We start from the raw sequence: 24,053 nt of genomic DNA on the forward strand, positions 1-24,053 counted from the left end.
GATGATGTCAACGGTTGCTCTCAAACGGTCGTGGTCCCAAGACCTGGACACCGCGACGCTGTACAAGCTGTTGAAACTTCGCGTGGAGGTTTTCGTCGTCGAGCAGAAGTGCGCCTACCCGGAACTGGACGGGTTCGATCTATTGCCGGAGACCCGTCACTTCTGGCTCGACGACGAGGGTGAGACCATCTGCACCCTCCGTCTCATGGAGGAGCATGAGGACGGCGTCAAATCCTTCCGGATCGGCCGCCTCTGCACCACCCCGGAGGCTCGCGGCCACGGCTACACCACCCGCCTGCTGCAGGCCGCCCTGGCCGAAGCGGGTTCGGCGACGGTCCGCCTGAACGCCCAGACCTACCTGCTCGACATGTACACCAAGCACGGCTTCAAGGTCGACGGCCCGGAGTACATCGAAGACGGCATCCCGCACATCCCCATGCGCCGCGGCTGACCCCGCCCCGCACCCTTCCGCGCCCGCTGTGAAACCCACAGCGGGCGCGGCTGTTTCATCGGCGCTGCTCCGGAACGGCGGGCGGGCGGGCGCATCGGGGATGGGGTCGTGGGGGTTCGGCTGGTGGGCGCGCATAGAGTTGGGGCGTGTCTGTTCCTGTGGCTTACTCCGAGAGTGTTCGCGCGGCCGGTGACGAGGCCGGGTTTCCGTTCTCCGCGGTGGTGGGGCAGGAGCGGCTGCAGCTGGCGTTGATCCTGTGCGCGGTGCATCCCGGCATCGGCGGGGTGCTGGTGCGCGGGGAGAAGGGCACCGCCAAGTCGACCGTGGTGCGCGCGCTCGCGCAGCTGCTGCCCCCGGTCGTGGACGAGTCCGGCGCGCGGCCCGCGCGGCTGGTGGAACTGCCGGTCGGCGCGACCGAGGACCGCGTGGTCGGATCCCTGGACCTGGAGCGGGTGCTGCGGGACGGGGAGCAGGCGTTCAAGCCGGGCCTGCTGGCCGCCGCCCATCACGGCGTGCTCTACGTCGACGAAGTGAACCTGCTGCACGACCACCTGGTCGACGTCCTGCTCGACGCGGCCGCCATGGGCCGGGTGCACATCGAGCGCGACGGCGTCTCGCACACCCACCCGGCGCGATTCGTGTTGGTGGGCACCATGAATCCCGAGGAGGGGGAGCTGCGGCCGCAGCTGCTGGACCGCTTCGGCCTCACCGTGGACGTCGTCGCCTCCCGCGACGTGGACACGCGCATGGCCGTGGTCCGCCGCCGCCTCGACTACGAGGCCGACCCCGCCGCCTTCGCCGACCGCTACGCGGGCGCGGATCGCGCGGTGGCCGATCGCATTCTGACCGCCCGCGACCACCTCGCCGAGGTCAGCCTCGACAATGTCGAGCTGCGCCGCATCGCCGCCCTGTGCGCCGCCTTCGACGTCGACGGCATGCGCGCCGACCTGGTGGTGGCCCGCACCGCCACCGCCCACGCCGCCTGGCGTGGCGCCACCGAGGTCACCGAGTCCGACGTCCGCGTCGCGGCCGAACTCGCGCTGCCGCACCGCCGCCGCCGCGACCCCTTCGACGAACCCGGCATCAGCGAGGAACAACTCGACGACGCCATGCGCCGAGCCGCCGACGAAGCCGCGCGCGCCGAGCAGGATGCAGCTGACGGCCTGGGAAAAGGTGAGGCGGTCCCGCCGAACGGCGCGGGACCGCGGAATCCGGGGCAGGGCGAGGAGGGCGACGCCGATTCGCCTGCCGCGGAACAGAACTCACCCGAGCGTCGGAATCCCGCCGACTCGGCCTCGGCGGACCGACCCGACGGACCGGACTTGCCTGATGCCGGCCCGGACTCGCCGGACGGCGGCCCGGACTTCCCCGGCGGCGGCCCGAATCCTCCTGGGGGAGACCGGAATCCCTCCGACGGCCGCGCCGACCGCGAGCCGTCTGCCGATCGCCCCGCCCGCGAGGGCAGCGTCGCCGCCTCCACCGCCACCGCCCCCAAGCCTCCGCGCTGGGAGGTCCCGGGTGTCGGTGAAGGCGCCCCCGGCCGTCGCTCCCGCGCTCGCACCCGCCAGGGCCGCATCGTCCGTGCCACCGACGACACCTCCACGGGCCTGCACCTCCTGGGCACCATCTTCGCCGCGGCCCCGCGCCAGTTCGAGCGTGGCCGCCTGACCGGCCCCCTCGCCTTCGCCCCCGACGACCTGCGCGGCGCGTATCGCGAAGGCCGCGAGGGCAACCTGGTCGTCTTCGTCGTGGACACCTCCGGCTCGATGGCCGCCCGCGACCGCCTCTCGGCCGTCACCAACGCGGTCGTGGCCCTGCTCCGCGACGCCTACCAGCGTCGCGACAAGGTCGCCGTCATCACCATGCGCGGCCAGGAAGCCGACCTGGTCCTGCCCCCGACCTCCTCGGTCGACATCGCCGTCCGCCGCCTGGCCGACCTGCGCACCGGCGGCAAAACCCCACTCGCCCAAGGCTTGTTGCAGGCCCGAGACCTGATCCGCCGTGAACGCACCCGCGACCCCCACCGCCGCCCCCTGCTGGTCCTGCTCACCGACGGCCGCGCGACCGGCGGCACCGACCCGGTCCCGCGCGCCCGCGCCGCCGCCCGCATGCTGGCCAACGATTCCGTCACCGCCATGGTCGTCGACTGCGAACGCGGAATGATCCGCCTCGGCCTGGCCCGCGACATCGCCACCGAATTGCGCGGCGGCTACCTGCGACTGAGCGAACTCACCGGCGACTCGGTCGCGCACGTGGTGCGCGCGACCCGGGCGGCGTAAAGCGTCACGATCGCCGTATGGCACGGTGAACGTCGAGAGCGGTGTGCCTGGCCGCAGTGAAAGGAGCCTCCACCGATGCCGAAGGGTGTTCCCCTCCCGGAATCCATTCCCGATGACGGTCTGACCACCCGACAGCGGCGCAACCAGCCGGTGCTGGCGGTGCACACCGGACCCGGCAAGGGGAAGTCGACGGCCGCGTTCGGGATGGCGTTGCGGGCGTGGAACCAGGGCTTCGACATCGCGATGTTCCAGTTCGTGAAGAGCGCGAAGTGGAAGGTGGGCGAGGAGGCGGCGTTCCGCACCCTCGGGCAGCTGCACGACGAGACCGGCGCGGGCGGCGCGGTGGAGTGGCACAAGATGGGCGAGGGCTGGTCCTGGACCCGCAAGCAGGGCTCCGACGACGACCACGCGGCCGCGGCCGCGGCGGGCTGGCAGGAGATCCGGCGACGCCTGGAGACCGAACAGCATCGCTTCTATGTGCTCGACGAATTCACCTACCCGCTCAAGTGGGGCTGGGTCGATGTCGACGAGGTCGTCGAGACGCTCCGCGACCGGCCGGGCAATCAGCACGTGGTGATCACCGGCCGCGACGCCCCGCAGGCCCTGATCGACGCCGCCGACCTGGTCACCGAGATGACCAAGGTGAAGCATCCGATGGACGCCGGCCGCAAGGGCCAACGCGGCATCGAGTGGTGAGCGGGCCCGCCATGGTGAGCCCGGCGAGCACCCCCGCCGTCGTCATCGCCGCGCCCGCCTCGGGCAGCGGGAAGACCACGGTGGCCACCGGATTGATCGGCGCGCTGCGCCGCGCCGGGCACCGGGTCGCGCCGTTCAAGGTCGGCCCGGACTACATCGACCCCGGCTATCACGGCCTGGCCGCCGGCCGCCCGGGCCGCAACCTGGACCCGGTCCTGGTCGGCGCGGACCACATCGCACCGCTGTACCTGCACGGCAGCCGCGACAGCGATCTCGCGGTGGTGGAGGGCGTCATGGGCCTGTTCGACGGCCGCATCGACGAACACCACACCGAACCCATCGCCGAGGGCTCGACCGCCCAGATCGCGGCCATGCTCGGCGCACCCGTGATCCTGGTGGTGGACGCGCGCGGCCACAGCCAGAGCCTGGCCGCCCTGCTGCACGGTTTCGCCACCTACGACAGCGGAATCCGGCTCGGCGGAGTGATTCTCAACCGCGTGGGCAGTGAACGCCACGAACAGGTCCTGCGCGCCGCCTGCGCCCGCGTGGGCCTGCCGGTGCTGGGCGCCCTGCCCCGGCTCGCCGAACTGGCCGTGCCCTCACGGCATCTCGGCCTGATCCCGGCGGTCGAACACGGCAATGCCGCGCAGGCGGCCGTGGACGCCATGACGGATCTCGTCGCGGCGCACATCGATCTGGCCGCGGTGGCCGCCCTGGCCGCATCCGATGTGCGGGGCCGGGCGTGGGATCCGGCGGCGGAAGTGACGGTCCAGGAATCGGGACCGGTGGTGGCCATCGCCGGGGGACCGGCCTTCACCTTCGGCTACGCCGAGCACCGCGAGCTGCTCACGGCGGCGGGGGCCCAGGTCCGCGTCTTCGACCCGCTGCGCGACGAACTGCCGTCCGGCACAGCCGGATTGGTCATCCCCGGCGGCTTCCCCGAGGAACACGCCGCCGACCTCGCGGCCAACACCGGACTGCTGGCGGCCATCGCCGGCCAGGCCCGCCGCGGCCTCCCGATCCACGCCGAATGCGCCGGTCTGCTGTACCTGACCCGCACCCTCGACGGCCACCGCATGGCCGGTGTCCTCGACGTCGACGCCGAGTTCGGCCCGCGTCTCACCCTCGGCTACCGAGACGCGGTGGCGCTCACCGACTCTCCGCTCTGGAGCGCGGGCGACCGCGTCCGCGGCCACGAATTCCACCGCACCCGGCTCGTCGACGCCGGTTCGTCGGACACCGCGTGGGCCTGGCGTTCACCCGCCGGGGAGACGGTCCGCGAAGGTGCGGTGCTCCACCGTGTGCACGCGTCCTACCTGCACACGCACCCGGCCGGGAATCCGGCGGCGGTCGGACGGTTCGTCGCCGCGGCGGCCGACTTCGCCCGGACCGATGTCTCGGTCTGACCTGGCGGTCGGCGTCGGGCTGCGTCCCGGGACGCCCGCCGAGGTGATCGTGGCGGCGGTGCGGGAAGCCTTGGGGGACAGGGCGGTCGGTCGATTGGCGACCCTCGACCGGCGCGCCGACGAGCCCGGTTTCGTGGAGGCGGCAGCTCGGCTGGGCGCGGAGGCGGTCCGCTTCTCGGCGTCGGAACTGGAAGCGGTCTCCGTTCCCCATCCCTCGGATCGGGTCGCGGACGCGGTCGGCGCGGCGAGTGTCGCGGAGGCGGCGGCCGTGCTGGCCAGTGGGGGCGGGGATCTGGTCGTCGCCAAGTCGATCGTGTCCGGCGTCGTCATCGCTGCCGCCGAACCGGACCAGCGCGGGTATATCTTCTGTGCTGTGGCCGACCCCACCCCGACCCTGACCCCGGACCGCTGGCGCACCTTCCTGACCTGGTGGCGCTTCTGGGGCATCCTGGGCTTCTGCGGCTCGGCCTTCCTGACGTTCCTGATCATCAGCGATCTGGACGGCGTCCCCGCCTACTGCGGCTGGCGGCATCCCTGCCCGCCGTGGATCACCCTGACCGTCGGGGCGTTCCCGATGTACGTGTGGGCGGCGGGCGGAGCTGTCACCTGGCAGTTGGGGCGAATGGCCCGCAGACGCGGCTGGCGGCCGTCCCTGAGCATCCCGATCGGGGCGCTGATCTTCTTCCCCGGCCTGCTCCTGAGCCTCTACGTCGTCTACCACTACTGGTGGCCGAACGGCTGACACGCCGCGGCCCCCGCCGACTGGTTGGGTACCGGCGAGGGCTGCGACTTCCCGCGATCAGGGCGCGACAGAACCCCAATCGGCGAATCCGGTCGGATCGTGCCGGCCCATGGTGCCGTGCTCGAACAAACCCCAGCCCTCGTCGTCGCCACAGCGCGCCTTGCCGACGTGGTCGATGACGCCGAACGGAATCCGCCCGGCCACAGCGGGATCGGTCAGGTCGTAGAGCTTGCTCTCGGACCAGTCGCGGCCCTTCCACTGCCCGTGCAGCCAATCCGGGTCGCCGCCGTAGCCGCAGCCGGCATTGAGCGCGATGAAGGTCCCGGCCTCGACCTCGACTTCCAGGGGCTTGCCGTCGGGCGTGGAGAGCTCCAGGCGCAGCGCGGTCGGGATGCGGGTGCCGGACTTGTAGGTGAGATGCACACGCGGCCAGCCCAGCTGCTCGACGCGCCCGTCGTGCCAGACGCGGGTGGCGTCGTTGAGCGTGCGGAAGCCGTTGGGCTCCTCCTGCACGATGACGATGATCGAGTAGTCGTCGAACTTCAGCGGCACGTACAGCCACCAGAAGCCCTCGGACGGCTCGTCGGCCACCCGACCGGCCGGATCGGCGTCACCGACGGGCCGGATGCCCCAGGATCGGTCGCGGGTGCCGCACCACACGGCGGGATCGATGGCGAAGTCGTCACCGTCGACATTCAGTGTGCCCGACCAGGTTCCGACCTGGGCGAAGCGCTGGGCGTCGATGATGGGCCGGTGCAGCTTGGTGATGATGGTGTGCGGCTGCTCGGCGACCGCGGGGTGCGCGCCCTCCCAGGTGAGGTCGAACGACAGGTCGTCGTGCTCGCAGATCACCCGCAGCTTCTGCAGCGGCTCGATCACCTCGATGCGGTAGCCGCCGACCGCGAGGTCCAGGCCGCGCTGTTCGAGCGCGTCGGAGAACCGCACCGCACGCTGGGTGTCGCCGCGGCGCACGGTCGCGAAGGCGTCGGTCACGCCCAGGTTCGGGTAGACGCCGAACCCGGTGATGAGCATGGTGTCGCCGCCGGTCTGGATGGCGTTGTAGTAGCTGCGGTCGTAGAAGTTGCGATCGCTGCTCACCACCCGCGCCATGGGCAGCGGGGTCTGGTGGATGGGGTATTCGTCCAGCGGACCGATCATGTCCTCGTCTCTCAATCCCAGTTGTACGTGCCGTCGAGCAGTGCTTCGATCAGATCCGCGTGCATGACGAATTCGTCGCGGTTCTCGGGTTCGGTGGTCTCGCCGAAGTGGATCATCCGCCGCCAGATGCGGGCCATCACGACGCCGTGGCGCAGGGCGGCGTAGGTGAGGTACCAGTCCAGGTCCCGCAGGGTGTGGCCGGTGGCCTCGGTGTAGAGCTTCTCGACGTCGGAGCGCCGCATGTAGTCGGGCACGCCGGGCTGGCCGTACTTGGTGGCCATGTCCTGGAAGAAGCGGTGGATGAGCAGGGTCCAGGCGACGTCGAGTTCGCGCGGGCCGATGGCGGCCATCTCCCAGTCGAGCACGGCGTTGGGGGTGAGGCCCTCGAACATGATGTTGCCGGGGCGGGCGTCGCCCCAGCTGAGCACGTCGGCGCTCGGGTCCTCGGGGAAGTTGTCCTCGAGCCACTGGAAGGCGCGGTCCAGGATGGGGATGTTGTAGCCGTCGTCGGTGAGAGCCCAGGCGTACCAGCGCTTCTGGGCGTCGAGGTGGCGGCGCAGCGCGGGGCCGTCGCCGTCGAGGTGCGGGAACCGCTCGGCGGGCTTGTCGATGGCGTGGACGCGCGCGATCACGTCCACGGTGTTGCGGGTGATCTCCATGCGCTGTTCGGGGGTGGCGTCGAAGAGCCAGCCGGTGAACACGTAGGGCGGGTTGTCGGCCGGCGCCTGGCCGCCGACGCGGCGCATCACCAGGAACGGCGAGCCGAGGATACTCTCGTCGGCCTCGTACCAGCACAGCGGCGGGATCGGCAGGTCGGTGGCCTCGGTGACGCCCGCCATGGTGGCGAACTGGCCGCCGAGATCGTATTTCTCGAAGACCGGGAAGGAGTCGGCTTCGGGGGCGAGCCGGGCGACGAAGGAGCCGCCCGCGGGCTGACCGTTCTCGGTCCATTCGGCGTCGAACAGCAGTGTGGCGCTGGACATGCCGCCGGCCTGGGGGTGGGTCAGCGAGGTGACCCGCGGCGGGGTGTCCGATTCGACCTTGGTGGACAGCCATTGGGTCAATCTGGTCGCGAGCTCGTCGTCATCGCGGTCGGAGACCGTCAATTCCCATTTCTCATTGAGGTCGTCGGCGGACATTGCCGTCCCTTCTAGCGCACCAGCATCGGCGGCAGCCGTGTGGTCTGAGTAACACGTGCCCAAAATGTAACCGGTTCTAGTGGGGGGTGGGAAGTGCTCTCGGCGATTGGTGTAAGCAGTACCGCTGACCGGGATGACCGCTGGTCGGAGGTGTGGACTCGTGCTGTCCCGTAATCCCTTGGGAGGACTTCCGATTAGGCATATTCCGGGTCGGCTCAGGGTCTTCACGGAGGCGCCGCGTGGGGTCCGGAACCTAGCGTCGAAGGTCCGGATCGACGACGAGGGGATGTGGGATGAGCCTGCTGACGGCCGAGGACGGAACCGATCTGGCGGCGCGGCCGCCGGGGCAGCGCGCCGGCTGGAAACCGGCCGCCCGGATTCTCTTCCGATTCGGCTTTCTCTATTTCGGACTGTTCTGCGTTTTCTATCCGCAGCCGATCTTCGCCTTTCTCGGCGTCATCGCGGAATGGCTGCCGGAGAATATCCAGATCACCATGGTGAACTGGTATCACGGGCCGATCGAATGGGTCGGGCGGACCGTATTCGGCGCCGATGTCGCCCTGAATCCACAATCGGGCAGCGGCGATCAAGGCTATTTGTGGGTGCTGGTCTTCTGTGTGCTGGCGGTCGCCGTCGCGGGCACCGTGGTCTGGAGTGTGCTGGACCGCCACCGCACCGAATACCGCCGTCTCGCGAGCTGGTTCCTGCTGTTCATCCGGCTCTGCCTGGCCGGGCAGATGCTGGGTTACGGCTTCGCCAAACTGGTTCCGACGCAGATGCCGGTGCCGCCGCTGGACGCGTTGGTCCAGCCGCTGGGCAACATCAGCCACTCGTCCATGCTGTGGCTGCAGGTCGGCACCTCGCCGGTCTACGAAATGCTGCTGGGCGGGGCCGAGGTGCTGGGCGGCGTCCTGTTGCTGCTGCCGCGCACCACGCTGGCGGGCGTACTGCTGAGTCTGGTGAGCATGGCGCAGGTGTGGGTGCTGAACATGACCTTCGACATCCCGGTCAAGCTGCTGTCGTTCCATCTCATGCTGCTGTGCCTGGTGCTGCTGGTCCCGGAGGCGCGGCGCCTGACCGCGGTGCTCACCGGCCGGGCGGCGGGACCCGCGGACACCCCGGAGCCGGTGTCGAGTGCCAAGGGCCGCCGGATCCTCGCGATCGGGCAGGTGGCGCTGCTCGTCTGGTTCCTCGTCGCGCAGGTGGTGCAGCAGACGCGGGCCTACCACGAGTGGGGCCCGGGGCGGCCGAAGTCGGAGCTGTACGGCATCTGGACGGTCACCGAGTTCACCCGCGACGGCCGGACCGTGCCGCCGTTGCTGACCGACGAAACGCGGTGGCGGCGACTGGTGTTCGACAACCCCGAGGCGGCGTCCTATCAGACGATGGACGACACGCTGACCACGGTCGGCGCGAAGATCGACGCGTCCGCGCACACGCTGACGCTGCTCGCGCCCGGTGGCGAGGGCTCGGACGGGCCGCGGCCACTGGCCACCTTCACTGTCGAGCGCCCGCGATCCGAGCGGCTGGTGCTGACCGGCGAGGTGTCCGGACATCCGGTGACCATCACCCTCCAACTCGTCGACGAGAGCGGTATCCGATTGCGGCAGGGCGGGATTCACCTGGTCCAGGACGTCCCGCGGTTCAACTGACGCCGACGGTGCTGCACTGGTTGTCCCACAACGGTGCTGCACTGGTTGTCCCACAGTGGATTCGGCGCGAGGAATTCGCCGCTGCCAAGCACGAAGGCCTGCTGGGCGTCGATCCGGCCCAGCAGGTGGGCCGCCAGCCAGGCCGTCGGATACCCGAGGTATCCGTGCACCCCGGTCGCGCACGGCCAGGCCGCGCCGGCGCAATCCGGTTGGCCTTGCACGTCATTGTGATCCGGGGTGACCAGGGTGCCCCACGCCTTCGGGACGCCGGCGGGCACCGCGTCGTAGTAGGCGCGCACGGACTCCAGCCCGATGACCTGCGACGGCAGCATCTGGTCCGACGGCGAGATGATGGTGTCGGCCGCGCCGTTGACGAAGAACACCGAGCCCGCCGTCAGCGCCCGGATATCGGGGCACGACACGCCGAAGACGCACAGTAGTTGGATCGGCAGTTCGATCGGCACCGCGGTCGTGATCCGGCCGCCGGAATGCGCCATGGCATTGAGGGCTCCGGTCGCGCCCTGCGAATGTCCCACGGCCCCGACCGCATCCGGGTCGAGGTTGCCGTGGAAGACGCTGCCCGGGTCGGCGGCCAGGCTCAGCAGCTTGTCCACCGCGCCCGCGATGTCCACGCCGGAGCCGGTGGCGGCGTTCTCGGTGGCGATCACCACGAACCCCCACGAGGCGAAATGCCGCAGCAGGTAGGCGTATTGGCCCGGGTGCGCGTCGGTGCCGTCGCCCCAGGTGATGATCGGATGCCGGAATCCCTTGGCCCCCACTTCGGTCGGATACCAGATGTCGTAGGCCGCGCCGGTGGAATCACAGCAGGTGAAGGCCGTGCGCTCGGTCACCTGCCAGGGGCCCGGTTGCGAATACGCGCTCTCCACAGGCGGATCCGCGTGGCCGGTGCCCGGGGTGAGGCCGAGCGCCAGGAGCGCGGCGAGCAGGAGACTGCGAACGACCACGACGACCCTGCGTGTCATGGCTATTCAGCATAAGAACTGCCGGGCCGGTTCCGTCGCAAGTTACGCGGACCGCCGCGCGCTGCCCGCGCGGATTGTGAACTTCCTATCGATTGCTGCACGGACGCCAGGCGATTGTCGTGCGCGGCCGTGCACGCCGTACCCTGAATCCTTGTGCAGAACCCCGCAGCCACCCCCGATGACCAGCCGGTTCCCGCGTCCCGGGCCGAGACCGGTGACCCGAACTACCTGGTCGGCCTCGATCTGAACGGCCGTCGCGTGGTCGTGGTCGGCGGCGGCACGGTCGCGCAGCGGCGGCTCGGACTGCTCATCGCCTCCGGCGCGGACGTGCACGTGATCAGCCGCGAGGTCACCCCGGCGGTCGAGGGCATGGGCACCATGGGGCAGCTGACCATCGAGCTGCGCGCCTACGCCGACGGCGACCTGGACGGCGCCTGGTACGCCATGGCCTGCACCGACGAACCGGACACCAATGCCGCCGTGGTCGCCGAGGCGACCCGCCGCCGCATCTTCTGCGTGCGCGCCGACACCGCCCGCCTGGGCACCGCGGTCACCCCGGCGACCGCCCGCTACGACGGCATGACCCTGGGCGTGCTGGCGGGCGGGCAGCACCGCCGTTCCGCCGCGGTCCGCAACGCGCTGCTCGAGGCCCTGCAATCCGGTGTGGTGACCGATGATTCGGCCCCCGTCACGCCGGGCGTGGCCCTGGTCGGCGGCGGCCCCGGCGACCCGGACCTGATCACCGTGCGCGGCCGCCGCCTGCTGGCCCGCGCGAATCTCGTTGTCGCCGACCGCCTCGCGCCGCCGGAGCTGCTGGCCGAGCTGGGCCCCGACGTCGAGGTCATCGACGCCGCCAAGATCCCCTACGGCCGGGCCATGGCGCAGGAGCACATCAACGCCGCGCTCATCGAGGGCGCGAAGGCGGGCAAGTTCGTGGTCCGGCTCAAGGGCGGCGACAACTATGTCTTCGGCCGCGGCTACGAGGAACTCGAGGCGTGCGTCGACGCGGGCATCCCGGTGACCGTGGTTCCCGGCGTCACCTCCGCCATCTCGGTTCCGGCGCTGGCCGGTATCCCGGTCACCCACCGCGGCGTCACCCACGAGTTCGTGGTGGTCAGCGGCCACGTCGCCCCCGACCATCCGGACTCCCTGGTCGACTGGCCGGCCCTGGCCCGTCTGCGCGGCACCATCGTGCTGCTCATGGCGGTCGAGCGGATCGAGAAGTTCGCCGATGCCCTGATCGCCGGCGGCCGCGCGACCGAAACCCCGGTCACCGTCATCCAGGAGGGCAGCCTGCGCACCCAGCGCGTCCTGCGCGCCGACCTGGCCACGGTCGCCGAACGGGTCCGGGCCGAGGGCATCCGCCCGCCGGCCATCATCGTCATCGGCCCCACCGCGGGGTTCACCGCCGGAGCTCCGGACCCGGCCAACTCCTGACGAGCGTGATGAGGACGGTTGCCCCGGTCACTGCATCCTCTAGAGTGGGCCCGTGCTCGATAACCCCGCTGCGACGATGCAGTATCCGGTGACCAAGCGGGCGTTCGGGCTCGCGATTCTCGTCCTCAGCGGGCTACAGCTGATGGTCGTGCTCGACGGCACGGTCATGATCCTGGCGCTGCCCCGACTACAGGAGCAGCTGGGCCTGTCCAACGCGGGCAGCGCGTGGACGGTGACCGCGTACGGTCTGCCCTTCGCCGGGCTCATGCTGCTGGGCGGGCGGCTCGGTGACTCGTTCGGGCGCAAGCGCATGCTCATCACGGGTGTCGCGCTGTTCACGGTGGCCTCGGCGCTGTGCGGCACCGCGCAGAACGAGGCGTGGCTGATCGCGGCTCGCGCGCTGCAGGGCACGGGTGCGGCCATCGCCGCGCCGACGGCGTTCGCGTTGGTGGCGAGCACCTACGCGCCCGGTCCGGCCCGCAATCAGGCGGTGGCCATCTTCGGTTCCATGGTCGGTGTCGGGTCGGTCGGCGGTCTGGTGATCGGCGGCGCGCTGACCCAGGTGGACTGGCGTTGGATCTTCTGGATCAATGTGCCGATCGGCCTGCTCATCGTGTGGGGCGCGGTCACCCAGCTGCGCGACACCGTGCACCAGCGCATGTCCATGGATGTGCGCGGTGCGGTGCTGGGCACGCTGGCGTGTGTGGCGATCGTGTTCGGCGCGACCGAGGGGCCCGAGCTGGGCTGGACGAGTCCGGTGATCCTGGGTTCGGTGATCGGCGGTCTGGTGCTGCTGGTGGTGTTCGTGCTGGCCGAACGTGATGTCGAGAACCCGCTGCTGCCGTGGTCGCTGTTCGACAGCCGCGACCGCGTGATCACGTTCATCGCCATCTTCCTGACCTCCGGCGTGCTCGGCGCGACCACCTTCTTCGTGGCGCAGTTCCTGCAGAACGTGCTGCGCTACAGCCCGTTGCAGGCCGGTCTGGCCAGCATCCCGTTCACCCTGGGTGCGGGTGTCGGCACCGCGGTGGCGTCGAAGGCGTGCATGTACGTGAAGGCGCGCTGGCTGCTGCTGGCGGCGGCCGCGGTGCTCTCGGGCGCGCTGTACTTCGGTTCCACCCTGGACAGTTCGGCCGACTACCTCCCGACGCTGCTGGTCATGATGTCGATCGTCGGCTTCTGTATCGGCATCGGCATCGTGATCCTGCCGCTGTGTGTGCTGGTCGGCGTGGACATGGCCCATATCGGTCCGCTCTCGGCGGTGGGGCAGATGTTCATGAACATGGGCACGCCGTTCGCGGTCGGCATCCTGAGCCCGGTGGCGCTGTCGCGCACGCTGTCGCTGGACAAGGGCGCGACCGGCAAGGTGAGCACCATGACCCAGCATCAGATCGACGCGCTGGGCAGCGGCTACACCCTGGTGCTGCTGGTGTGCGCCATCGGCACCGCGGTCATGGGCCTGCTGGCGTTGACGCTGCGCTACACGCCCGCGCAGCTGGCGCAGGCGCAGCACGCGCAGGACGAGGCGCAGAAGAACTGAGCCAGGCGCCCGGGGACGCTTGGGTGTCAACACGTGTTGGCCTACACTTGTGGGCATGACTGTGGAGACGGGTCCCCGCCGCTCGGACGCCACCCGCGCGGCGATTCTCGAGGCGGCGCGCAAACGGTTCGCCGAGGACGGCTTCCGCAAGGCGACCATCCGGGCCATCGCCGCCGACGCGGGCATCGATCCGTCGATGGTGATGCGGTACTACGGCAACAAGGACGGATTGTTCGACGCCGCACTCGATGTCGACCTGGCCCTGCCGGATCTCGGTGCGGCCGCGCCGGATTCGGTGGGCGGCCTGCTGGCGGCGCGCTTCCTGGAACTGTGGGAGCAGCCGCCGACCAGCGAGATCCTGCTGACCCTGCTGCGGTCCGCGCTCACCGATGATGCGGTGGCCGAACGCACCCGGCGCATCTTCGCCCAGCAGTTGATGCCCGCGGTGCTGGGCTTCGGCGACCCGGCCGACGCGCCGCACCGCGCGGGCCTGATCGCCGCGCAGATGCTGGGACTCGCGTTGTGCCGCTACATCTTGCGGCTGCCGCCGGTGGTGGCGCTCACCCAGGAGCAGATCGTGGCCGAGATCGGCCCCACCATTCAGCGCTACCTGTCCTCGACCTGACCCGCCGAGTGGTGAAAGCCACCGTTCTCGAGGGGTTTTCTCCGGCCCCGGTTTTCGGCACACTGCCCGGATGGGGATGAGCCTGGACGCGGAACTGCTGGACCGCTGGACGACACTGGCCGGGCCGCAGGCGCGGGCGGTGGGGGAGGACCTGGTCCGCCGCTATCGCGAGCCGCACCGCCGCTATCACACCGTCGAACACCTGGCCGCCATGCTCGCGGTCATCGACGATCTGGCCGCGGATGCCGACGACCTGGACGCCGTCCGCTACGCCGCGTTCTTCCACGACGCGGTGTACGCCATGGACGGCACCGACAACGAGGAGGCCAGCGCCCGCCTGGCCGAAACCACCCTGCCCGCACTGGGAGTCGCGCCCGGCCAGGTCGCCGAGGTCGCCCGCCTGGTCCGCCTCACCGGCGGCCACCACCCGGCCCCGGCGGACCGCAACGGCGCGGTCCTCTGCGACGCCGACCTGGCCATCCTCGCCGCCGACCCGGCCGGATACGCCGCCTACACCGCGGCCGTCCGCGCCGAATACGCCCACGTCCCCGATGATCTGTTCCGCAAGGGCCGCGCCGCGGTCCTGGCCGCCCTGGCGGAAGGCCCCGCCCTGTTCCGCACCCCGACCGCGCTGCGGCGCTACGAGGCCGCGGCCCGCGCCAACCTCGCCGCCGAAATGGCCGCGCTCACAGTCGAATAGCGGCGCTCGTGGTCGGCCGCCCCAGCCGATGGGTTGACGGGCCGCGTGCGCGAGGCGGGGCGGTGGCTCAGCGCGTGCCCCACTTGTAGGTCTGCTTGCGGAGTTTCAGGTAGACCATGATCTCCGCGTGGCGCACGCCCGCCAGGGCGCGGATGCGGTGGGAGACCAGGTCGAGCAGTGCTTCGTCGTCGGAGCAGACGGCCTCGCAGAGGATGTCGTAGCGTCCGGCGCAGATCACCACGTAGTTGATCTCGTCGATCAGGGCGAGCGCGTCGGCGACCGGCTGCACCGACCCGTCGACGGTGATGGCGAGCATGGCCTGCCGGAACAGTCCGACCTGCAGCGGGTCGGTGACGGCCACGATCTGGATGACGCCGGCGTCGGCGAGCTTGGTCACCCGCTGCCGCACCGCCGCCTCGGACAGCCCGACCACCTTGCCGATGGTGGCGTAGGCCCGCCGCCCGTCCTCCTGCAGTTCGGTGATGATGCGTTTGGAGATGTCGTCGAGGTGCGGTGTGCCGCGTCCGGAGGTCTGGTCGGTCACGTGTGATCATCCTTCCCGAGAAACCCGGTACGTTGGAGAGCACGCCTTCTCCGGCGGCATTCGGTCCGACAAGGATGATCTCCCGTGAAGTACGTTCCCCGCGCGGTTCTGTTCCTCTGCGTACCCGCGCTGTTGTTCCTGCTCCCGTGGTGGCTGCTGGTCTACACCACCCTCTCCGGTGCGGCGTTCTGGCTCGGCACCGCGGTCTTCCTGCTCGGATATCTGGCGCTGCCCGCGGGCATGCTGCTCGGGCACGGGCCCCGGCAGTCGGATGCGGCGGCCCTGGTGGGCGACACCCTGCTGGGTGTGATGTGGGTGGTGTTCAGCTGGTCGGCGATCGGCGCGGTGGTGCGCGGCGGCCTGGCGGTGGCCGGAGTGGACGATCCGGCCCGCTCCCGGATCGTGGCCGCCGGCGTACTCGTGGTCGCGGTGGTGCTGACCGCGTGCGCGATCTACAGCGCCCGCAAGGTGCCGAAGGTGCGGACCGTCGAGGTCGAGATTCCGCGCCTGGGAGCCGGATTGGACGGTTTCCGGCTGGCCGTGGTCACCGACACCCATTTCGCCGCGACGGACCGGCTGCGCTGGTCGGAGCAGGTGGTGGCCGAGGTCAACGCCCTGCGCCCCGACATCGCCTGCCACGCGGGCGATCTCGCGGACGGTTCGGTGGCCAAGCGTGGCGCGCAGGTGGATCCGCTGGGCAAGGTCGAGGCCGAGTACGGCCGCTTCTACATCACCGGCAATCACGAGTACTTCGGTGACGCTCCGGGCTGGATCGAGCACATGGCGGGCCTGGGCTGGCGGCCGATGCGCAATGAGCACGAGGTCGTCACCCGCGATGGCGACAGCCTGGTGATCGCGGGCATCGACGACCCGACCGGCGCCAGCCTGAGCGGCCACGGCCCCGATCTGCCCGCCGCCCTCGCCGGCGCGGACCCGAACCTGCCGGTGATCCTGCTGGCGCATCAGCCCCGTCAGGTCGCCGACGCGGTGGCTTCGGATGTGGCCCTCCAGATCTCGGGCCACACCCACGGCGGTCAGATCTGGCCGTTCCACTACCTGGTCCGCTTGGAGCAGCCGGTGGTGGCGGGCCTGAGCCGCCACGGTGAACGCACCCAGCTCTACACCAGCCGCGGCACCGGCTTCTGGGGTCCGCAGCTGCGCCTGTTCGCCCCGAGCGAGATCACCCTGCTGATCCTGCGCGCTCCGCGCTGAGCTACCGATCCGCCAGTCGCCGAATGGTGTCGGCGTAGGCGGCCGGGTGGGTCAGGTTGCCGTTGTGGCCGCCGGGGAATTCGGTGGCCTCGACGCCCATCAGTTCGGCCAGTTCGAACGCGCACAGGCGGTCGAAGACCTGCGCCGGGGTGCGGCGTCCGATGGCGGGCAGGATGCGGGTGCTGGTCCGCGCCAGCCGGTCGACATCGAGCTGGTCCTCGCGAATGGCCGTGAAGTCCTGCTCGATGAAATAGGTGAAGTTCGCGGCCCTTTCGGGCGTGATGGGCGGCAGTTGCACGCCCTCCTCGATCTCCTGATCGGCGGGGTTGATGCCGAGCGTGCGGGCCATCGGGGCCAGCGCGGCCCGCCACCCCTCGGCGCGGCACACCTCCTGGCATTCCTGGAGTTCGCGCTGGTGGTGTGCGCGCTGGGTGGCCGCGAGCAGCCACGGCGAGACCGGTTCGTGCGCGATGAGGGTGTGCACCTGCTCGGGATGCGTTGCGGCCAGGTGCAATCCGAGGGACGCGCCCATGCTGCACCCGAGCATCAGTACGGGCTGGTCGGTAATAGCGGTCAGCAGCCGGTGCACGTCGTCGGCGTGGGCGGCGACGCTCGGCCGTGGGCTCGGCTCGTGAATCCGGCTGCGCGACAGCCCCCGTCGGTCGTAGGTGACGACGGTGAATTCGTTCTCCAAGTTTCGCACCAGGCCCTCGCTGCGCCGCGCGTCGCCTTCGCCGCTCTGGGAGATGAGCAGCATCGGTCCGGTGCCGCGGATTTCGTAGTACAGCTCGGCGCCGTCGACGGGGAGGGTGGCGGTCTCGATCGTGGTCATGCCATCACCATAATCCATCTTTTCTGATGCATCAAGAGTGATGTATCTGAACTGATGTATCGTCGCCGTATGAACGGAGTCGAGCTGTTCCTGCTGGGTCGCGCCCTCATGAAGATGGGGGAGCAGGCCCTGCCCGGCGCGGGCGAGCGGACGGGAAACCGCGCGGTACTGGTCGTCATCGGTGACGTGCTCGAACACCCGGGCACCACCATCAGCGAGGTGACCGCCCGCACCGGGCTCCCGCAGAGCGCGGTCTCGGGTGCGGTAGCCCGGCTGCGGGAGACGGGTTCCCTGGTGGCCCGGACCGATCCGCACGACCGCCGCCGCACGCTGCTCGAACCCGCCCGGGAGTTGTCCGAGCGGGTGTCGCAGGTCCGGGCGACCAGCATCGACGACACCCTCTCCGCGGCCCTGGGCGACGCCGACCCCGCCGCCCTCACCGAAGTACTCGCGGCCCTGGAGCTGCTGTCGACTCGCCTGGGCGTCCGCCCGGGCGCGACCGCCGACTAACTGTCGAACCCCAGCCCCGTGTAGTCGAGGGTCTTCAGCCACAGATTGCGCCGCCCCTGCCGCGCGTCCGCGCGGGCCAGGGACCAGCGGGTGAGGTGAATTCCCGCGGAGCGCAACGGTTCCGGCGGCAGCGGCAACGGCCGCGAACGCACCATCCGCAGCCGGGTGCGTTCGGTGTCGAGGCCCCACAACTGATCGAGCATGACCTCCGCGCCGAAGCGGGTCGCGCCGACGCCGAGCCCGGTGTACCCGGCCGCGTACACCAACCGGCCCTTGTAGGCCGAACCGAAGAAGGCGCAGAACCGGCCGCAGGTGTCGATGACCCCGCCCCAGCGATGGGTGAACCGCACCCGCTCGAGCTGCGGAAAGGTCTGGAAGAAGTGCCGGGCCAGCGTCTCGAAGGTGGCCTCGTTGTATTCCAGTCCGGGCGCGATGCGGTTGCCGAAGTGGTAGATCGCGTCGTAGCCGCCGAACAGGATGCGGTTGTCGCTGGTCAGCCGGTAGTAGTGGAAGCGGTAGGAGGCGTCGCCGACGCCGGTGCGGGTGCCCCAGCCGATGCTGTCGAGCTGGTCGGCGGTGAGCGGCTCGGTCATCAGCGCGTAGTCGTAGACCGGCACCACGTGCCGGGTCACCTTGGGCAGCGGTCCCGCGAATGCGCTGGTGCACAGGGCGACCCGGGGGGCGCGCACCTCGCCGTGCGGCGTGTGCAGGGTCAGTCCGCCGCAGGATTTCGACATGCGTTGCACGGGAGTGCCTTCGAAGATCCGCACCCCCGATTCCAGGCAGGCGCGCCGTAATCCCCACGCCAGCCGCGCCGGATCGAGCATGGCGACGCCGTCGCGGTCCCACCATCCGCCGAGATACGTGGGGGAGTGCACCATGCCCCGGACCTGTCCGGCGTCGAGCAGCTGGGTGCGGTGGCCGAGCGCCTCGGCGGCGTCGTGGCTCTCGCGCAGCCACGCGAGTTCGTGTGGCGCGGTGGCGACTTCGAGTTCCCCGGTGCGTTCGAAGTCGCAGTCGATGCCGTACTGGACGAGGGCCTTCTCGATGTCGTCGAGGTTGGCGCGTCCCAGTCGTTCCAGCTGCCCGATCTCGTCGGGGAAGCGTTCGAGCCCGTTGGCCAGGCCGTGGGTGAGGCTGGCGGAGCAGAAGCCGCCGTTGCGCCCCGAGGCGGCGTGTCCGCACAGCCCCGATTCCACCAGCACCACATCGGTTTCCGGATCGCGTTCCTTGGCCAGCAACGCCGTCCACAACCCGCTGTACCCGCCGCCGATGACGGCCAGCCCCGCGTCGACGGCGGTGGTGAGGGGATCGGTGGGGGCCGGCCGTTCGGGCCGGTCGGTCCAGTACGGCGTCGGCGCCGCGTCCGCCAGCGCCGACGCCCACGGTTTGCTCTCTTTGGCCGACATGGCCGATCAACTCCTTCTCTCCTACCGCGCGGCACGCATCGGGGTACGTGAAAAGCCGCCGATGGTCCATGACGGGACCAGTCGGCGGCGTGCGGGAGAGTCAGCTGGTGGCGGCGCGATCCTCGGAGCGGCGGGGCATGCGCAGGGTGGACCGCAACACCTGTGTCGGCATCATCGGCAGGTCCATTTCCGCCTCCTCTTGATGCCTCGAGGATAGCTCAGGAATGCGGAGAAAGTCCTGATCGAAGCCTTTCCGCGACCTCGTGGAGAGTTATTCGGCCTGGAAGATCACGTCGTGCCAGGGTTTGCGGGCGGCCCCGGTGATATCGGACATGACGTGCTTGATATTCGTGTACTCCTCGAATGCGTAGGCGGACATGTCCTTTCCGAATCCGGACGATTTGTACCCGCCGTGCGGCATTTCGCTGACGATCGGAATATGGTCGTTGATCCACACGCAGCCGGCCCGGATGTCGCGGCTCGCCCGCTGGGTGCGGAACACGTCGCGTGACCAGGCCGAGGCCGCCAGGCCGTAGTCGGTGTCATTGGCCAGCGCGATGGCCTCGTCGTCGGTGTCGAACGGCAGCACCACCAGGACCGGGCCGAAGATCTCCCGTTGCACGATCTCGGAATCCTGGGCCGCGCCGGTGATCAGGGTGGGCTCGTAATACGCGCCCGCTGCCGGCGTCCGCGCTGGGATTCGGCCGCCCCGAACGACTTTCGCGCCGGATTCGCGGGCCCGCTCGACCATGCCGTGCACTTTCTCGCGGTGTGCGCGGGAAATGAGCGGTCCCATATCGGTGTCGGGGTCCTCGACGGGACCGAGGGTGACCCGGTCCATGAGCTCGGCGACCCGGCCCACGAATTCCTCGAACAAGGGCCGCTGCACGTAGGCGCGGGTGGCCGCGGTGCAGTCCTGTCCGGCATTGATGAGCGCGCCCGCCACCGCGCCGCGTGCGGCGGCCTCGGGGTCGGCGTCGTCGAACACGACGAAGGGCGCCTTGCCGCCGAGTTCGAGATGCACCCGTTTGACCGCGCCCGCGGCGGCGGCCGCCACTCGCCTGCCGACGGCGGTGGAGCCGGTGAACGACACCATCGCCACCGCGGGATGCTCCACCAGCGGCTGCCCGGCCGCGGCGCCGGTGCCGGTGAGGACATTGACCACCCCGGGCGGCAGGCCCGCCGCCGTGCCCGCCTCCGCGAACAGCAGAGTCGACAGCGGGGTCAGCTCGGACGGCTTGAGCACCACCGTGTTCCCGGCGGCGACGGCGGGCAGGATCTTCCAGGCCGCCATCTGCAGCGGATAGTTCCACGGCGCGATGGACCCGATGACACCCAGCGGTTCGCGCCGGATCGAGGAGGTGTGATCGCCGGAGTACTCCGCGGCCGCCTTGCCCTCCAGTTGCCGGGCGGCCCCGGCGAAGAACGCGGTGTTGTCGATGGTGCCGGGCACGTCGAACTCGCCGGCCAGGCGAATCGGCTTGCCCGCGTTGACGCTTTCGACGGCGGCCAGTTCCCCGGAGCGTTCCCGCAGCACCCGCGCCCACTCGTGCATGAGATCCGATCGCGCGCCAGGCGTGCGACCGGCCCAGTCCCCGAAGGCGTCCCGGGCCGCCGCCACCGCCGCCGCGGCGTCCTCGGCGTTCGCGCCCGCGCCCGTCGCGATCACCGCGCCGGTCGCCGGCGCGGTGATCGACAGCGGCGCTCCGGACCCGGATCGTCGTGCGCCGCCGATGAATTGCAGGTCCTGCTGATTCACTGCGCTCCTGAAGAATCGAATCCGCGGATGGGTCACACAGTATGGCCGTCGGCGACGGTCAGTGCCTGGTCGAGAATCGCGAGTCCCTCCTTGGCCTCGGCCTCGCCGACGATGCAGGGCGGGACCACGTGCAGCCGGTTGAAGTTCACGAACAGCAGCAGTCCGGCGGCCCGGGCGGCGGCGACGGTCTCGGTCATGGCCGGGCTGGTGCCGCCGTAGGGTGCGAGGGGTTCGCGGGTGGCGCGATCGCGGACGAGTTCGACGGCCCAGAACACGCCCAGGCCGCGGACCTCGCCGACGCTCGGGTGCCGTTCGGCCAGTTCGCGCAGTCCCGGCCCGAGGATTCGCTCACCCATGTCGGCGGCGTTCTCCACGATGCGCTCCTCCGTCATCGCGGTGATGGTCGCGACGGCCGCGGCGGTGGCCAGCGGATGCCCGGAGTAGGTGAGCCCGCCCGGATACGGGCGGTCGTCGAAGGTGGCGGCGATGTGCGGCGCGATGGCGACTCCGCCCAGCGGCACGTACCCGGAGTTGACGCCCTTGGCGAAGGTGATCAGGTCGGGCGCCACGTCGAAATGGTCGATGGCGAACCAGCGTCCGGTGCGGCCGAAGCCCGCCATCACCTCGTCGGCGATGAACACGATGCCGTAGCGGTCGCACAGTTCCCGCACGCCCGCCAGGTAACCCGCCGGCGGAACCATGATTCCGGCGGTGCCGGGCACCGATTCGAGGATGACGGCCGCGATGGTGCCCGGTCCCTCGAGTTCGATGGTCTGCTCGAGATGCCGCAGCGCGCGTTCGCACTCCTCGGCCTCGGTGGCGGCGTGGAACTGTGAGCGGTACAGGAACGGCCCGAAGAAGTGCACGACGCCGGCGTTGCCGTGATCGTTGGGCCAGCGGCGCGGGTCCCCGGTGAGGTTGATCGCGGTCTCGGTGCCGCCGTGATAGGAGCGGTAGCGCGCGAGCACCTTGTACCGCCCGGTGTGCAGGCGCGCCATGCGCACCGCGTGTTCGACGGCGTCCGCGCCGCCGTTGGTGAAGAAGATCCGGTTCAGCTCCCCGGGGGTGCGTTCGGCGATGAGCCGCGCCGCCTCCGAGCGCGCGTCGTTGACGTAGGCGGGGCCGATGGTGCACAGCGTGGCCGCCTGTTCCTGGATGGCGGCCACCACCTTCGGATGCTGGTGGCCGATATTGGTGTTCACCATCTGCGAGGAGAAGTCGAGCAGCCGGTTGCCGTCGCCGTCCCACACGTAGCAGCCCTGGGCCGCGGTGATCACCATGGGGTTCAGCGACTTCTGCGCCGACCAGGAGTGGAAGACGTGCTTGCGATCCAGGTCGTAGGCGCGGGCGGCCCGTTCGCGCGCCGCCTCGGGGGTCAGGCCATGGGGCAGGGTCATCGCAGGTCCTTCGATCGTGTCAGCCGTCAGTGGTTCTGGGGGAAGCCGAGATTCAGGCCGCCGTGGCTGGGATCGAGCCAGCGGGTGGTGACGGCCTTGGTGCGGGTGAAGAAGTGCACGCCGTCGGCGCCGTGCGCGTGCGAGTCGCCGAACAGGGAGTTCTTCCAGCCGCCGAAACTGTAGTAGGCCATGGGGACCGGGATGGGGACATTGATGCCCACCATGCCGACCTCGACCTCGTTGTGGAACCGCCGCGCCGCGCCGCCGTCATTGGTGAACAGGGCGGTGCCGTTGCCGTAGGGGTTGGCGTTGATCAGGGCCAGCGCCTCGTCGTAGCTGTCCACCCGGACCACCGACAGGACCGGTCCGAAGATCTCGTCGGTGTAGACGCTCATCTCGGGGGTGACATGGTCGAGAATGGTGGGGCCCAGCCAGAATCCGTCGGCGCCGCCCTCCGGGGACACCGTGCGGCCGTCGAGAACCACTGTCGCGCCGGAGGATTCGCCCGCTGCGACGTAGGACGTCACCTTGTCGCGGTGCGCGGCGGTGACCAGCGGGCCCATATCGGTGCCGAGGGTGCCGTCGCCGGTGCGAATGGTCTTGGCGCGCTTGGTGATGCGCGCCACCAGGTCGTCGGCGATATCGCCGACCGCGACCAGTGCGCTGATGGCCATGCACCGTTCGCCGGCCGATCCGAAGCCCGCGTTGACCGCCGCGTCGGCCGCCAGGTCCAGGTCGGCGTCGGGCAGCACCACCATGTGGTTCTTGGCGCCGCCGAGCGCCTGCACCCGTTTGCCCGCGGCGGTGCCGTGCTCGTAGACGTAGCGGGCGATGGGGGTGGAGCCGACGAACGACACCGCCTTGATCGCGGGGTTGGCCAGCAGTTCGTCGACGGCGACCTTGTCGCCCTGGACCACGTTGAACACCCCGTCGGGCAGCCCGGCCTCCTGCCACAGTTCGGCCATCCACAGCGAGGCCGAGGGATCCTTCTCGCTCGGCTTGAGCACCACGGTGTTCCCGGCCCCGATGGCGACCGGGAAGAACCACATGGGCACCATGGCCGGGAAATTGAACGGCGAGATGATCGCCACCGGGCCCAGCGGCTGGCGCACCGAGAAGATGTCGACCTTGGTGGAGGCGTTCTCGGTGTAGCCGCCCTTGAGCAGATGCGGTATGCCGCAAGCGAATTCGACGATCTCCAGGCCGCGCGACACCTCGCCGAGGGCGTCGGCGAGCACCTTGCCGTGTTCGGCGGTGATGATCGCGGCGAGCTCCTCCTTGCGCTCGTTGAGCAGTTCGCGGAACCGGAACAGCACCTGGGTGCGTTTGGCCAGGGAGGCGTCGCGCCAGGCGGGGAAGGCGGCGACGGCGGCGTCGATCACCGTGCGCACGTCGGCCGCGGAGGCCAGGGCGACCTGTGCGGTCACCGCGCCGGTGGCGGGATTGGTGACGGGTGCGGTCGTCTCGGCGGAACCGGTGAAGGGCTTGCCGTCGAGCCAGTGTGCGATGGTCTGCATATCTCCTCGATTCCGTGATTCCGCCGGTCGGGCCGGGGTTCGTCCGTCCCTACTCTGCGTCATTA

The 24,053-nt window shown here is 70.2% G+C and carries 21 protein-coding genes; 12 read left to right on the plus strand and 9 right to left on the minus strand.

Features of this window, described 5'->3' with window-relative positions; all coding sequences use genetic code 11:
- Position 1 precedes the first annotated feature (1 nt).
- The 5 genes from ACQPYY_RS10455 (at position 2) to ACQPYY_RS10475 (ending at position 5,574) form a co-directional block, all read left to right on the plus strand.
- Entirely contained in the window at positions 2-451 is a 450-nt protein-coding gene (locus tag ACQPYY_RS10455) for a GNAT family N-acetyltransferase (RefSeq protein ID WP_357281453.1), read from the plus strand.
- Between the two features lie 146 nt (positions 452-597).
- Positions 598-2,730, plus strand: a complete 2,133-nt coding sequence (locus ACQPYY_RS10460) for a magnesium chelatase subunit D family protein (RefSeq protein ID WP_433593582.1) — start codon at positions 598-600, stop codon at positions 2,728-2,730.
- A 75-nt stretch (positions 2,731-2,805) separates the two neighbouring features.
- Entirely contained in the window at positions 2,806-3,426 is a 621-nt protein-coding gene (cobO, locus tag ACQPYY_RS10465) for a cob(I)yrinic acid a,c-diamide adenosyltransferase (RefSeq protein WP_433593583.1), read from the plus strand.
- Between the two features lie 11 nt (positions 3,427-3,437).
- Positions 3,438-4,832 (plus strand): cobyrinate a,c-diamide synthase, encoded by a 1,395-nt coding sequence (locus ACQPYY_RS10470; protein WP_433594612.1) that lies wholly within the window; start codon positions 3,438-3,440, stop codon positions 4,830-4,832.
- Complete coding sequence (locus tag ACQPYY_RS10475) at positions 4,819-5,574, plus strand: cobalamin biosynthesis protein (RefSeq protein ID WP_433593584.1); 756 nt, start codon at positions 4,819-4,821, stop codon at positions 5,572-5,574. Before ACQPYY_RS10470 ends, ACQPYY_RS10475 begins: the two co-directional genes overlap by 14 nt.
- A 57-nt stretch (positions 5,575-5,631) precedes the next feature.
- Here ACQPYY_RS10475 and ACQPYY_RS10480 read toward each other — a convergent pair whose 3' ends face one another.
- Positions 5,632-6,732: a hypothetical protein gene (locus tag ACQPYY_RS10480; protein ID WP_357281439.1), complete on the minus strand. Its 1,101-nt coding sequence runs from the start codon at positions 6,730-6,732 to the stop codon at positions 5,632-5,634.
- Between the two features lie 11 nt (positions 6,733-6,743).
- On the minus strand, positions 6,744-7,871 hold the full coding sequence (locus ACQPYY_RS10485) for a phosphotransferase family protein (protein WP_379102002.1): 1,128 nt from the start codon (positions 7,869-7,871) through the stop codon (positions 6,744-6,746).
- 293 nt (positions 7,872-8,164) lie between these two features.
- Here ACQPYY_RS10485 and ACQPYY_RS10490 point away from each other — a divergent pair, with 293 nt between their 5' ends.
- Positions 8,165-9,523: a DoxX family protein gene (locus ACQPYY_RS10490; protein ID WP_433593585.1), complete on the plus strand. Its 1,359-nt coding sequence runs from the start codon at positions 8,165-8,167 to the stop codon at positions 9,521-9,523.
- On the opposite strand, the gene ACQPYY_RS10495 is transcribed toward ACQPYY_RS10490, so the two are convergent.
- Complete coding sequence (locus ACQPYY_RS10495) at positions 9,490-10,506, minus strand: hypothetical protein (protein ID WP_433593586.1); 1,017 nt, start codon at positions 10,504-10,506, stop codon at positions 9,490-9,492. The genes ACQPYY_RS10490 and ACQPYY_RS10495 overlap by 34 nt on opposite strands.
- Before the next feature lie 228 nt (positions 10,507-10,734).
- Here ACQPYY_RS10495 and cobA point away from each other — a divergent pair, with 228 nt between their 5' ends.
- The 4 genes from cobA (at position 10,735) to ACQPYY_RS10515 (ending at position 14,808) form a co-directional block, all read left to right on the plus strand.
- On the plus strand, positions 10,735-11,943 hold the full coding sequence (gene cobA / locus ACQPYY_RS10500) for a uroporphyrinogen-III C-methyltransferase (RefSeq protein ID WP_433594613.1): 1,209 nt from the start codon (positions 10,735-10,737) through the stop codon (positions 11,941-11,943).
- Positions 11,944-12,019: 76 nt separating this feature from the next.
- Positions 12,020-13,483, plus strand: a complete 1,464-nt coding sequence (locus tag ACQPYY_RS10505) for an MFS transporter (RefSeq protein WP_433594614.1) — start codon at positions 12,020-12,022, stop codon at positions 13,481-13,483.
- A 55-nt stretch (positions 13,484-13,538) separates the two neighbouring features.
- Positions 13,539-14,108 carry a TetR family transcriptional regulator gene (locus ACQPYY_RS10510; protein ID WP_433593587.1) on the plus strand — a complete coding sequence of 190 codons (570 nt, stop codon included), beginning with the start codon at positions 13,539-13,541 and terminating at the stop codon, positions 14,106-14,108.
- A 70-nt stretch (positions 14,109-14,178) separates the two neighbouring features.
- The gene (locus ACQPYY_RS10515) at positions 14,179-14,808 is read left to right on the plus strand and encodes an HD domain-containing protein (protein ID WP_379102010.1); all 630 of its coding nucleotides are present in this window, start codon (positions 14,179-14,181) and stop codon (positions 14,806-14,808) included.
- 67 nt (positions 14,809-14,875) lie between these two features.
- On the opposite strand, the gene ACQPYY_RS10520 is transcribed toward ACQPYY_RS10515, so the two are convergent.
- A complete protein-coding gene (locus ACQPYY_RS10520; RefSeq protein ID WP_379102012.1) occupies positions 14,876-15,352 on the minus strand; it encodes an Lrp/AsnC family transcriptional regulator in 477 nt (158 codons plus the stop codon).
- An 84-nt stretch (positions 15,353-15,436) separates the two neighbouring features.
- Between ACQPYY_RS10520 and ACQPYY_RS10525 the strand changes: the two genes are divergently transcribed.
- Complete coding sequence (locus ACQPYY_RS10525; protein ID WP_433593588.1) at positions 15,437-16,564, plus strand: metallophosphoesterase; 1,128 nt, start codon at positions 15,437-15,439, stop codon at positions 16,562-16,564.
- 1 nt (position 16,565) lies between these two features.
- Here the strand turns inward: ACQPYY_RS10525 and ACQPYY_RS10530 are convergent, their stop codons facing one another.
- Entirely contained in the window at positions 16,566-17,396 is an 831-nt protein-coding gene (locus ACQPYY_RS10530) for an alpha/beta fold hydrolase (RefSeq protein WP_379102016.1), read from the minus strand.
- Between the two features lie 69 nt (positions 17,397-17,465).
- On the opposite strand from ACQPYY_RS10530, the gene ACQPYY_RS10535 reads away from it, so the two are divergent.
- Complete coding sequence (locus tag ACQPYY_RS10535) at positions 17,466-17,906, plus strand: MarR family winged helix-turn-helix transcriptional regulator (protein WP_433593589.1); 441 nt, start codon at positions 17,466-17,468, stop codon at positions 17,904-17,906.
- Here ACQPYY_RS10535 and ACQPYY_RS10540 read toward each other — a convergent pair.
- The 4 genes from ACQPYY_RS10540 to ACQPYY_RS10555 all read right to left on the minus strand — a co-directional run bounded on the left by ACQPYY_RS10540 (position 17,903) and on the right by ACQPYY_RS10555 (position 23,988).
- A complete protein-coding gene (locus ACQPYY_RS10540; protein WP_433593590.1) occupies positions 17,903-19,315 on the minus strand; it encodes an NAD(P)/FAD-dependent oxidoreductase in 1,413 nt (470 codons plus the stop codon). The genes ACQPYY_RS10535 and ACQPYY_RS10540 overlap by 4 nt on opposite strands.
- 271 nt (positions 19,316-19,586) lie before the next feature.
- The gene (locus ACQPYY_RS10545) at positions 19,587-21,074 is read right to left on the minus strand and encodes a gamma-aminobutyraldehyde dehydrogenase (RefSeq protein ID WP_433593591.1); all 1,488 of its coding nucleotides are present in this window, start codon (positions 21,072-21,074) and stop codon (positions 19,587-19,589) included.
- Positions 21,075-21,106: 32 nt separating this feature from the next.
- Positions 21,107-22,471, minus strand: coding sequence for an aspartate aminotransferase family protein (locus tag ACQPYY_RS10550; RefSeq protein WP_433593592.1), 1,365 nt, complete (start codon positions 22,469-22,471; stop codon positions 21,107-21,109).
- 26 nt (positions 22,472-22,497) lie between these two features.
- Positions 22,498-23,988, minus strand: a complete 1,491-nt coding sequence (locus ACQPYY_RS10555; protein WP_379102026.1) for a CoA-acylating methylmalonate-semialdehyde dehydrogenase — start codon at positions 23,986-23,988, stop codon at positions 22,498-22,500.
- Between the last annotated feature and the right edge of the window lie 65 nt (positions 23,989-24,053).

Source organism: Nocardia sp. CA-145437, assembly GCF_050956485.1.
Taxonomy (GTDB): domain Bacteria; phylum Actinomycetota; class Actinomycetes; order Mycobacteriales; family Mycobacteriaceae; genus Nocardia.

Coding starts and splice junctions, on each gene's coding strand:
- ACQPYY_RS10535 (WP_433593589.1), top strand. CDS start 17,466: ATGAACGGAGTCGAGCTGTTCCTGCTGGGTCGCGCCCTCATGAAGATG.
- ACQPYY_RS10510 (WP_433593587.1), top strand. CDS start 13,539: ATGACTGTGGAGACGGGTCCCCGCCGCTCGGACGCCACCCGCGCGGCG.
- ACQPYY_RS10540 (WP_433593590.1), bottom strand. CDS start 19,315: ATGTCGGCCAAAGAGAGCAAACCGTGGGCGTCGGCGCTGGCGGACGCG.
- cobO (WP_433593583.1), top strand. CDS start 2,806: ATGCCGAAGGGTGTTCCCCTCCCGGAATCCATTCCCGATGACGGTCTG.
- ACQPYY_RS10475 (WP_433593584.1), top strand. CDS start 4,819: ATGTCTCGGTCTGACCTGGCGGTCGGCGTCGGGCTGCGTCCCGGGACG.
- ACQPYY_RS10480 (WP_357281439.1), bottom strand. CDS start 6,732: ATGATCGGTCCGCTGGACGAATACCCCATCCACCAGACCCCGCTGCCC.
- ACQPYY_RS10485 (WP_379102002.1), bottom strand. CDS start 7,871: ATGTCCGCCGACGACCTCAATGAGAAATGGGAATTGACGGTCTCCGAC.
- ACQPYY_RS10530 (WP_379102016.1), bottom strand. CDS start 17,396: ATGACCACGATCGAGACCGCCACCCTCCCCGTCGACGGCGCCGAGCTG.
- ACQPYY_RS10495 (WP_433593586.1), bottom strand. CDS start 10,506: ATGACACGCAGGGTCGTCGTGGTCGTTCGCAGTCTCCTGCTCGCCGCG.
- ACQPYY_RS10455 (WP_357281453.1), top strand. CDS start 2: ATGATGTCAACGGTTGCTCTCAAACGGTCGTGGTCCCAAGACCTGGAC.
- ACQPYY_RS10490 (WP_433593585.1), top strand. CDS start 8,165: ATGAGCCTGCTGACGGCCGAGGACGGAACCGATCTGGCGGCGCGGCCG.
- ACQPYY_RS10470 (WP_433594612.1), top strand. CDS start 3,438: ATGGTGAGCCCGGCGAGCACCCCCGCCGTCGTCATCGCCGCGCCCGCC.
- ACQPYY_RS10515 (WP_379102010.1), top strand. CDS start 14,179: ATGGGGATGAGCCTGGACGCGGAACTGCTGGACCGCTGGACGACACTG.
- ACQPYY_RS10555 (WP_379102026.1), bottom strand. CDS start 23,988: ATGCAGACCATCGCACACTGGCTCGACGGCAAGCCCTTCACCGGTTCC.
- ACQPYY_RS10550 (WP_433593592.1), bottom strand. CDS start 22,471: ATGACCCTGCCCCATGGCCTGACCCCCGAGGCGGCGCGCGAACGGGCC.
- ACQPYY_RS10505 (WP_433594614.1), top strand. CDS start 12,020: ATGCAGTATCCGGTGACCAAGCGGGCGTTCGGGCTCGCGATTCTCGTC.